The 10,361-nt window shown below is 69.7% G+C and carries 7 protein-coding genes and 2 tRNA genes; 8 read left to right on the top strand and 1 reads right to left on the bottom strand.

Annotated features, from left to right (window positions below):
* The first annotated feature begins 58 nt into the window (after positions 1-58).
* From B0293_RS39020 to B0293_RS39050, 7 genes are all read left to right on the top strand, one after another.
* Positions 59-1,291 carry a DUF6801 domain-containing protein gene (locus B0293_RS39020; protein ID WP_005167204.1) on the top strand — a complete coding sequence of 411 codons (1,233 nt, stop codon included), beginning with the start codon at positions 59-61 and terminating at the stop codon, positions 1,289-1,291.
* An 82-nt stretch (positions 1,292-1,373) separates the two neighbouring features.
* Positions 1,374-2,495 (top strand): DUF6801 domain-containing protein, encoded by a 1,122-nt coding sequence (locus B0293_RS39025; protein ID WP_005167202.1) that lies wholly within the window; start codon positions 1,374-1,376, stop codon positions 2,493-2,495.
* Positions 2,496-2,789: 294 nt separating this feature from the next.
* The gene (locus B0293_RS39030; protein WP_005167200.1) at positions 2,790-5,024 is read left to right on the top strand and encodes a heavy metal translocating P-type ATPase; all 2,235 of its coding nucleotides are present in this window, start codon (positions 2,790-2,792) and stop codon (positions 5,022-5,024) included.
* 47 nt (positions 5,025-5,071) lie between these two features.
* Positions 5,072-6,955 (top strand): serine/threonine-protein kinase, encoded by a 1,884-nt coding sequence (locus B0293_RS39035; protein ID WP_005167199.1) that lies wholly within the window; start codon positions 5,072-5,074, stop codon positions 6,953-6,955.
* 9 nt (positions 6,956-6,964) lie between these two features.
* Positions 6,965-8,809, top strand: a complete 1,845-nt coding sequence (locus B0293_RS39040; RefSeq protein ID WP_005167197.1) for a serine/threonine-protein kinase — start codon at positions 6,965-6,967, stop codon at positions 8,807-8,809.
* A gap of 81 nt (positions 8,810-8,890) precedes the next feature.
* Positions 8,891-8,965, top strand: a tRNA-Val gene (locus B0293_RS39045).
* Between the two features lie 36 nt (positions 8,966-9,001).
* A tRNA-Val gene (locus B0293_RS39050) sits at positions 9,002-9,073 on the top strand.
* A 153-nt stretch (positions 9,074-9,226) separates the two neighbouring features.
* On the opposite strand, the gene B0293_RS39055 is transcribed toward B0293_RS39050, so the two are convergent.
* A complete protein-coding gene (locus B0293_RS39055) occupies positions 9,227-9,811 on the bottom strand; it encodes a TetR/AcrR family transcriptional regulator (RefSeq protein WP_005167195.1) in 585 nt (194 codons plus the stop codon).
* A gap of 87 nt (positions 9,812-9,898) precedes the next feature.
* Between B0293_RS39055 and B0293_RS39060 the strand changes: the two genes are divergently transcribed.
* Positions 9,899-10,318, top strand: coding sequence for a VOC family protein (locus B0293_RS39060; protein WP_005167193.1), 420 nt, complete (start codon positions 9,899-9,901; stop codon positions 10,316-10,318).
* Positions 10,319-10,361 lie beyond the last annotated feature (43 nt).

The following is a 10,361-nucleotide window of genomic DNA, read 5'->3' on the forward strand; positions in this document are numbered from 1 at the left end:
TTGCTCTGGGGAATTGTACGCCGTTTCGTATCATCGTTGATACCACGGAAGGACGATCGTGAGTCACCGTAGAGGAACCAAGAAGGCGGTCGCCGCCGCCGCTGCCGGTGCCGTGGGGCTTGCCACCGCGGTACTCGTGGTCGGGGCACAGAGCAGTGTCGCCGATCCGATCTCGCTCCCGCTCAACTACCACTGCAACCTGCCGCTCGTGGGGTCGCAGTCGCTGAAGGTGGTGATCAACACCGATCTTCCGCTGTCGGTCAAGACCGGTCAGCCGACCGGCACGTTCGACATCAAGGCCATCTCCACGATCAACGCGGACACGGTCAGCGGGCTCAACCTGATCGGTGCCACCACGTTGGAAGGCCAGGCCATCGCGGCGGCGACCGTGGCGGCACCGGGGCTCAACCTCCCGGTCAAGGTCCCCAACGACATCGCCAAGCAGAACATCCCCACCTCGGGCGAGATGACGGTCAACGCGGCGGGCAAGACGCCTTCGCTGACCTTCAACCAGCCCGGCGAGGCGAAGATCACCGTGGGTGACCTGCAGCTGAAGGTCACCCCGCGCAAGGCCGACGGTTCGGTCACCGGCATCACGCCGGACGGCACGATCGACGCGCCGTGCACGCAGGACCCGGGCCAGAACAACACCCTGGCCACGATCAAGATCGGCGACGGCGGGGGCGGCACCACCACGCCGACCACACCCACCACCCCGACCACGCCGACGACCCCCACGACGCCGACCACGCCGACGACCCCGCCCACCAGCACCCCCGGTGGCGGCGGGATCAAGTACGCGTTCGGCATCAAGGGGCAGACCGCGCTGAAGTCGCTCGGCAGCACCGCGCCGATCAACGGTGGCTTCGACGCGGACGTCGACCTGGCGTCGAAGACGTTCACCGGTGACCTCAAGCTCGACCCGTCGTCCACCCAGTTCAAGCTGTTCGGGTTCGTCGACGGTAAGTCGGAGATCAAGGTCGAGCAGGTCGGCAAGCAGACCGGTGAGCTCGTCGGCACCGGGTTCAAGGCGCACATCAAGTTCAACGTGTTCCTGCCGAGCGTGCAGGTCTTCGGGATCCCGATCAGCAGTGACCCGAAGTGTGGCACGGTCAGCCCGTCCACCAGCGAGATGACCACCGGTCCCGACTTCGACCTGCTCAAGGGCGGGAAGCTGACGGGCACCTACTCGCTGTCTGCCCTGCAGAACTGCGGTCAGCTGAACGACTGGGTCAGCGCGTTCGCCAAGAGCGACGGCAACACGCTCGACCTGAACCTCACCAAGAAGTAGTCAGGCAAGCCGGTCCCCGTCGCTTCCCGCGGCGGGGACCGGTGCCGTTCCAGAGCCGTTTAGCGCCGTCAGGAAGGCGACCATGCCCCTTCGCATCAACGTCCGGATGCTGCTCACGGCGGGCCTCATCGTCCTGCTCACCGCCGGCAGCCTGCTGTTCGTCGCCGTCCGCAGCGCGGCGGCGGGCACCCCCGTGGACAAGAAACTGTCGTTCACCTGCCCGTTCCCGCTGATCGGGTTGCAGAAGCTCGACGTGAACATCAAGGCCGACTTCGAGGTCCCGACCGCGCCCGGCGGCACGCTCACCACTTCCGGGCTGACGATCACCGTCACCGTGCCGGACAAGGCGGCGCGCGGGCTCAACCTCGTCGGCGCCACCACCATCGAAGGCACCGCGGCCGCGGGCGTCACGCTGGTCAACGGCGACGCGAACCCCTTCCCGGTGCGCATCCCGCTGAACGTCGCCAAGACGAATGTCCCGCCGTCCGGCACCTTCAGCCCGGTCGCGACCGGTTCCGTGCCCACGGTGACGCTGGCGAAACCGGGCAAGACCACACTGACCGTCGGCGACTTCACCACGCGACTGACCCCGAAGAAGGCCGACGGCTCGTTCACCGGACTCGGTTCGTTCACCTCGGACTGCACGCTCGACCCCGGCCAGGACGCGGTCCTGCTCTCCTTCGATCTCGGCGACAAGCCGGCGGGGCACCGCTACACGGTCGCCGGGAAGACCGGCGTCAAGGCGCTCGGCGCCACCGCGCCGCTGACCGGCGCGTTCGACCTGAGCCCCACCGCGGCCACGGTGTTCAGCGGCGGCCCGGTGTTCGACAAGGCGCACACCGAGTTCCGGCTGTTCGGTTTCGTGCCGGGCACGGCCGATCTCGAGTTCGTCGCCGACGGACCGCAGGGCGGCGATCTCGCCGGGACCGGTTTCGTCGCGCGCCCCCGGTTCACCACCGTGCTCCCGCTCGTCACGCTCGTCGGCATGCCGGTCAGCAGCGGGCCGGGCTGCAAGACGTCGGCCCCCTCGACGGCGGAACTGCGCACCGGCGACGGCTTCACCATGGCCGCCGGTGGGACGCTCACCGGCACCTACGCGCTGGCGCCGTTGACCGGCTGCGGCGCTTTCACCCCGTACCTGAGCACTTTCGTGCAGGGAGACGGCAACACTTTCGACCTCGCTCTGACACCACGGAAGGCGTAGCGGTCCGACCTCGGGTGACGCGAAAGCCACTTTCGCAACCCTCAACGTTGCGAAAGTGGCTTTCGCAACGTTTGCTGGACCGAACCGGTAGTTTCTCGTGACTGGATGGACGACACACGAGTCGTCCATCCAGTCACGCAAACCTTCTCCTGGGACATCTGTTCTCACCACCATCGCAGTAGTCGGGCCGCCGACGGGTTCGGTTCCCGGCGGCGGTAATCTGCCTGGCGACACCACCCGGGACACCTGTTCCACCACCAAGGAACCACTGGTGAATCCTGGGAGTGCCACGAAATGACGATTTCCGCGCCGGAGGCCGCCGTCCGCACGGTGGAGCTGACCGTGTCGGGGATGACCTGCGCCGCTTGTTCAGCGCGGGTGGAACGCACACTGAACAAGCTGGACGGCGTCCGCGCGTCGGTGAACTACGCGACCGAGCGCGCCACCGTGCAGGTGCCCGAAGCGCTGTCCGACGACGTCCTCATCGAGCGCGTCCGCAAATCCGGCTACACGGCGGAGGTCCGCGGGGACGAGGATCCGGACACCGGTTTCGCCCGGGTCCGCGATCTCCGGCGACGGCTGGTCGTCGCCGCCCTGCTGGCGATCCCGCTGGGGAACCTCTCGATCACCCTCGCCCTGGTGCCGCGGCTGCGTTTCCCCGGCTGGGAACTGCTGTGCCTCGTCCTGGCCGTACCCGTGGTGTTCTGGTCGGCCTTACCGTTCCATCGGGCCACACTCCGGAACCTTCGCCATCGTTCGTCCAGTATGGACACCCTGGTGTCGCTGGGAGTGCTCTCCTCGTTCGCGTGGTCGGCGTGGTCCGCCTTCGCAGGCGGCACCGAACCCGGGTACTGGATCGGCTTCGGGCCGACGGCGGCCGGGGCGGACGCGATCTACCTCGACGTCGCCGCCGGGGTGACCACCTTCCTGCTGGCGGGCCGGTACTTCGAGAGCCGGTCGAGGCGCAGCGCCGCCGGGCTCCTGGCCGCGCTGGACGCCTTGGCCGCCAAGGACGTCCGGGTGCTGCGGGACGGCGCCGAGCGGATGGTCCCGATCGGCGAACTGGCCGTCGGCGACCTGTTCGTGGTGAAACCGGGGGAGTCGATCGCCGCGGACGGGATCGTCGACAGTGGACTGTCCACTGTGGATGTCAGTGCGGTGACCGGGGAGCCGGTGCCGGCGGAAGTCGCCGAGGGGGACCGGGTCGTCGGCGCCTCGGTGAACCGGGACGGCAGGCTGGTCGTCCGCGCGACAGCGGTCGGCGCGCACACCCAGCTGGCCCAGATGACCGCGCTGGCGGAACGCGCGCAGGCCCGCAAAGCATCCGTGCAACGTCTGGTCGACCGGATCTGCGCGGTGTTCGTCCCCGTCGTCCTCGGCGTGGCGGTGCTGACCCTGGCGGTGTGGCTGCTCAGCGGTGCTCCCGCCCGCGAGGGTTTCGCGGCGGCGGTCGCCGTCCTGATCATCGCCTGCCCGTGCGCGCTCGGGCTGGCCACGCCGACCGCGCTCATGGCGGGCGTCGGCCGCGGCGCCCAGCTGGGCATCCTGATCAAGGGGCCCGACGCGCTCGAGGCGAGCCGCACGGTGGACACCGTCGTCCTGGACAAGACCGGCACCGTCACCACCGGGAAGATGACCGTCACCGCGTGCCTTCCTGCCGACGGGTTCACCGCCGGCGAAGTGCTGCGGTACGCCGGAGCCGTGGAAGCCGGGTCGGAACACGCCATCGCGGCCGCCGTCGTCACCGCGGCGCGAGCCGAACTGCCGGATCTGCCCGGGGTCGAAGGGTTCGGCGCGCTGCCGGGGCTCGGCGCGAAGGGCGAGGTCGAGGGACGCGAGGTCCTCGTCGGCAACGCGCGTTTGTTCACCGATCGCGGGATCGGCGTCCCTGAGGACTTCGCGGCCGCCGAGCGAGACGGGGCGACGGCGATCCTCGTCGCGGTGGACGGCCGGGTCGCCGGGTACCTGGTGATCCGCGACGTCGTGAAGCCGTCGGCGCGGGCCGCCGTCGCCGATCTGCACGCGCTCGGCCTGCGGACCGTGCTGCTGACCGGCGACAACGAAGCGGCCGCCCGCGCGATCGCGGACGAGATCGGCGTCCCGGACGTGCGCGCCGGGGTCCTGCCCGCGGAGAAAGCCCAGGTCGTCGAGGAGCTGAGGGTCGGGGGAGCGCGAGTCGCGATGGTCGGCGACGGGATCAACGACGGCCCGGCGCTGGCCACCGCCGATCTCGGCATGGCGATGGCCCAGGGCAGTGACATCGCGCTGCGCTCGGCCGACATCGTGCTGGTCCGCGAGGACCTGCGCGTGGTTCCTGACGCCATCCGCCTCGCCGATCGCACGCTGCGGATCATCCGGGGGAACCTGGCGTGGGCGTTCGGCTACAACGTCGCCGCGATCCCGCTGGCCGCGCTCGGACTGCTGAACCCGCTGATCGCCGGGGCGGCGATGTCCCTGTCGTCCGTGCTCGTCGTGTCCAACAGCCTTCGCCTGAAGGATTTCGGCCGGTCGGACCGACGCCCTGCGTGACACTTCCGGGTGGTTTTGTACCATCGCCCGGACCAAGGGGGCCTTTCGTGAAGCCGTTGAACACCGGCGAACCCACCGGCGTGGGGCGCTACCGGGTGTTCGCCGCGCTCGGCGAGGGCGGGATGGGCCGGGTGCTGCTCGGGACCTCGTCCGACGGGCGCCTGGTCGCGATCAAACAGGTCCACCCGGGTTTCGCGCAGGACCCCGGCTTCCGCGAGCGGTTCCGGCGGGAGGTCGAAACGTCGCGTCTGGTGTCCGGCGCGTACACCGCCCCGGTCATGGACGCCGATCCGAACGCGCCGACGCCGTGGCTCGCCTCGGTGTTCGTGCCGGGACCGGCGCTTTCGGAGGCGGTCTCGGCGGGCGGGCCGCTGCCTCCGATGGCCGTCCGGCATCTCGCCGCGGGGCTCGCGCTGGCGCTGGGTGACATCCACCGCGCCGGGCTGATCCACCGGGACCTGAAGCCGAGCAACGTCATCCTCACCGGTGACGGCCCCCGGGTGATCGACTTCGGGATCGCCCGCGCCGTCGAAGGCGACTCCGAACTCACGCACACCGGCGCGGTGATCGGCTCGCCCGGGTTCATGTCGCCCGAACAGGCCGAGGGCAGACCGCTGACCCCGGCGAGCGACATGTTCTCCTTCGGCGCGCTGCTGGTGATGGCCGCGACCGGATCGAACCCCTTCACCGGGACGTCCACCCCGCACACGCTCTACAACGTCGTGCACGTCCAGCCCGACCTGCGGCACCTGGCGCCGGAACTCCGGCAGATCGTCGAGCCGTGCTTGGCGAAGAACCCGGCGGACCGGCCGTCCCCGGCCTGGGTGCTGGAGCGGCTGGGCCCGATCCCGCCGATGGTCACGCCGTGGCCGCCTGCGGTGTCGCACCTCATCGAGACCCAGCAGGCGGAGGTCCGGCGGCTGCTGAACCCGCCACCGCCGAAGCGGTCCCGGCGCGGCCTCTACGCGGGACTCGCCGCGGCGGCCGTGGTGCTGCTCGTCGGTGGCGTCGTCGCCGCGGTGTCGCTGAACGGGGACGATCCGCCTCCGGCCGCCGCGGCGCCGAGCAGCCCGGCGGTCCCGGACGTACCGGAGACCACGCCCGTCAACGCGGATCCGCTCGGCCCGGACAACCTGCGCAAGGTCGACCTGTGCAAGGTGCTCGAAGGGCGCACCGTGCCCGGACTCGGGAAGCTGAGCAAGAAGAACTCCGTCGACTTCGACTCGTGCACGTACGACTCGCCCGCGGGCACATGGCTGGATCTCGACATCGCGGGCGGCCTGGTCAACGGCGAACCGAGCGGCGAACTCGAAGGACTTCCGCTGACCCTCAAGGGATCCGGCGACTCCTGCGGTGTCTCCGTCCCTGTCACCGGGGTGCAGAACACCCAGCTCAGCGCCCGGGTGAACTCGATGTCCACAAAGGACGAAGCGTGCGCGGCGGTGAAAGCCGCGCTGACCGACACGGTGAAACGGATCAGGGCGGGCGGCCAGGAACGCGAACTGCCGGCGGGCACGCTGGCGCCGCTGGACCCGTGCGCGCTGGTCGGCCCGGCGACGGCGGACCGGCTGATCGGGCCCGTGGTCGAAGCCATCCGCGAGCATCTGCACGAATGCCGGTACGACGCGGCGGGCAGCCTGCGGCTGAAGCTCCTGAAGAGCTATCCGCCGGTCCAGTCGAAGGACTCGTACTACTCGAACACCGCGACGCTGGACATCGGCGGCAAGACCGTGTACCTCGCCGAGGCCGACGACGGTGTCGCGCGCTCGACCTGCTCGCTGACCTGGCAGCACCGGCCGATCAGCGACCGGGCGGGCGAGAACGTCGAACTGACCTTCGGCACGAGCGGGACGAAACTGACCGCCGCCCAAGCCTGCGACAAGGCGAAGGGCTTCGCCGAGGCGTTGCTGCCGAAACTCCCGAAACCGTAGGGCTGATCAGTGAAACCGTTGAACCCCGGCGAACCCCGCCAGATCGGCCCGTACCGGATCATCGCCGAACTCGGTGAAGGCGGCATGGGGCGGGTGGTGCTCGGCCTGGCCCCGGACGGCAGGCTCGTCGCGGTCAAGCAGCTGCACGCCCAGTTCGCGCACGATTCGCGCTTCCGCGAACGGTTCCGCCGCGAGGTCGCCACCTCGCGGCTGGTCTCCGGCGCCTACACCGCCGCGGTGATGGACGCCGACGCCGAAGCGGAAACCCCGTGGCTCGCCTCGGTCTTCGTCACCGGGCCGTCGTTGAAGGAGGCGGTGGACGCCGCCGGGCCGCTGCCCGCCGAGCCGGTCCGCCTGCTGGCGTCCGGGCTCGCCGCCGCGCTGACCGAGATCCACCGCGCCGGGCTGATCCACCGCGACCTCAAGCCCAGCAACATCATCCTGACGAGTGACGGCCCCAGGGTGATCGACTTCGGCATCGCACGGGCGGCGGAAGAGGCGCAGGAACTCACCGGGACGGGCGCGATCATCGGCTCGCCCGCGTTCATGTCCCCGGAACAGGCGGGAAGCGGGCAGGTCACCGGCGCGAGCGACGTGTTCTCCCTCGGCGCGATCCTGGTCATGGCGGCCACCGGACGCGGCCCGTTCACCGGCCCGACCGCGCCGCAGACGCTGTATAACGTCGTGCACACCGCCGCGGACCTCAGCGCCGTCCCGGACGAGATCCGGCGGCTCGCCGAACCCTGCCTGGCCAAAGACCCCGCACGGAGGCCGACCCCGGAACAGATCCTGGACCACCTCGGTCCGGTGCCGCCGGGGGTGGCGCCCTGGCCGCCCGCCGTGCACGCCCGGATCCGGCAGCAGGACACCGAAGTGCGTTCGGTGCTGGCCCTGCCGCTGCCGATCTGGCGGCCGCCGCCGAAGAAGATGGCTCCGCGGACGAAAAAGATCCTGTTCGGCTCGCTGGCCGGAGTCGTCCTGCTGGTGGTCGCCGGGATCGTGGCGCTCGGCCTCTCCATCGCCGACTACGCCAAACCGGAGAGCCCGGGAACGACGTCGCTGGCGGCGACCGAGGCGCTTGGCGCGGAACGCCTGCGCCTGGTGGATCCGTGCAAGGTGCTCGCTGGCCGGTTCGTGCAGGAGTTCGGCACCCTGAAGGCGGACACGGACTCGAGCTACCCGGCCCGCTGCAAGTACACCGGTCTCAAGGGCGTCACCTTCGAAGTCCGGCTCGGCGAAGGGGTGACCGCCAGCAGTCTCGAACGGACCGACCGCACCGCCGAGGGCGTTCCGTTGCTGCGCAGCACGATCAGCGGCGGATGCGACTCGGTCGCCCAACTGCCGTCGGACCGGCGGCTCGGCGTCGTCGTCTCCCATCCGGGCAGGGAAGGCGATCCCTGCAAGGCCGCCGACGACATGCTGAGTGCGGCCCTCACCCGGCTGCGCACGCACGAGGTCGACCGCCCCGGTGAGCCCGCGAGCATCCTCCCGCTCGACCCGTGCGCGGTCGCGGATCCGGCTGTCATCGGCAAGAACGTGCCCAACGCGCAGTCCGCGCCGCGGACGTTGCGGATCTGCGAGTGGGTGGGCGGCGGGGACACGCTGACCGTCGAGTTGCAGCGGGGCGCGTACGTGCCAGACGGGACGCCGGCCGACCTCGGCAGCGGCGTCACCGGCGGCGTCCGGGAGTTCGGCGGCTCGAACTGCGCCGTGACCTGGCAGCACCGCGCGCTCCCTGATCGCGAGGCGGAACACGTCGCCGTCCGGCTGCTCGCACGTGAGGGGAGCGCGAGCCCCTGCGACCGGGCGAAGGAGATCGCGGGCTCCGTCGCTTCGCGGCTGCCGAAACCCTGAGCCTCGCGGATAGGCTACCCCCTGTGACGGGCCCGGAAACGGGGTCCGCTAAGGTATCTCTCGTACGAACAACTACATCACGCGCGTTTAGCTCAGCGGGAGAGCGCTTCCCTGACACGGAAGAGGTCACTGGTTCAATCCCAGTATCGCGCACCAGGTTCGCTTCCCCAGGTGAACCGGAGTTCGTACCGCGGGCGATTAGCTCAGGGGGAGAGCGCTTCGTTCACACCGAAGAGGTCACTGGTTCGATCCCAGTATCGCCCACCGCAGTGAAGGCCCCACCCGGAAACGGGTGGGGCTTTTCGTGTCTGTGCCCGTGTCGGTGTGTCCCCAATGTGGCTTTGGGGACACTCAGCGTCCCCAAAGCCACATTGGGGACATCGGTGCTGGGGTTCTGGCTGGGCCAATCGCGAGCACTTAGCGCAACGCTTCGATCATCGGCGTCAGCGTGTCCATGGTCGCGGCGAGATCGGCTTGCGGGTCGGGGGAGTGCGCCAGCCAGACGGCGGCCTCGTTCATCGCGCCGGATAGCAGGCGCACCAACGGTTCGACGGGACGTTTCGTCAGGACGCCCTCGGTCATCAGACCGGTCAGTGCTTCGGCGAGGTGCCGGGCGGAGGACTCCGCGTCGAGTTCGCGCCAGTCCTGCCAGCCGACCACCGCGGGACCGTCGAGCAGCATGATCTGCTGGGTCTCCGGATCGGTCGCCGCGGCGAGGAAGGCGCGGCATCCCGCCAGCAGTCCCGTCCAGGAGTCGGGCGCGGCGTCCGCGGCCCGCGCGATCTGCTCTCCGACGTCGTGCTGCACGACGCCGAGTACGTGCCGGAACAGGTCCGCCTTGCTGCTGAAGTGGTGGTAGAGCGCGCCTTTGCTCACGCCCGCGGTCTGCGCGATGGTCTCCAGTCCGACCTTGCCGTATCCGTGTTCGGCGAACAGCCGGCGAGCGGTGGCGGTCAATGCCTCCATCGTCTCTTCGCGCTGCTGCTGCTTCGTGCGGGCCATGCCGGCATCTTGACATACCGACCGTCGGTTGGCTAACTTCGAAAAAACAAACCGACGGTCGGTATTGTTTGCGAAGCAAGGGGAATCATGCGTCTGACCAGCTTCTATCCCGTTCTCATGACCGAGAAGATCGCCGAGACGCGGGACTTCTACCGCGACCACTTCGGCTTCGAGCTCACGTTCGAGGCCGACTGGTACGTCAGCCTCAAACGCGACGAGTGGGAGCTCGCGATCCTCGCCCCCGGCCACGAAACCATTCCCGCCGGGTTCGGCGAACCCGTGCGGGGGCTGTTGCTGAACTTCGAGGTCGAAGACGTCGACGCCGAGCACCGGCGGCTGGTCGGGGGTGCGGGGCTGCCCGAGGTGCTTTCGTTGCGCAGCGAGGAATTCGGACAGCGGCACTTCATCGTCGCGGACCCCAACGGCGTGCTGATCGACGTGATCCAGGAGATCCCGCCGACCGACGAGTTCGCCGAGCAGTTCACCGACGAGGCGCGCCCGAGCTGACCCGCTCAGCTCACCTCCTCGGCGGCCAGAACCTTACGTAGGC

It is taken from the genome of Amycolatopsis azurea DSM 43854 (assembly GCF_001995215.1).
In the GTDB taxonomy this organism is placed as follows: domain Bacteria; phylum Actinomycetota; class Actinomycetes; order Mycobacteriales; family Pseudonocardiaceae; genus Amycolatopsis; species Amycolatopsis azurea.

Excerpts from the sequence above, each read along its gene's own strand:
- B0293_RS39025 (WP_005167202.1), top strand. The coding sequence starts at position 1,374 with ATGCCCCTTCGCATCAACGTCCGGATGCTGCTCACGGCGGGCCTCATC.
- B0293_RS39030 (WP_005167200.1), top strand. The coding sequence starts at position 2,790 with ATGACGATTTCCGCGCCGGAGGCCGCCGTCCGCACGGTGGAGCTGACC.
- B0293_RS39055 (WP_005167195.1), bottom strand. The coding sequence starts at position 9,811 with ATGGCCCGCACGAAGCAGCAGCAGCGCGAAGAGACGATGGAGGCATTG.
- B0293_RS39060 (WP_005167193.1), top strand. The coding sequence starts at position 9,899 with ATGCGTCTGACCAGCTTCTATCCCGTTCTCATGACCGAGAAGATCGCC.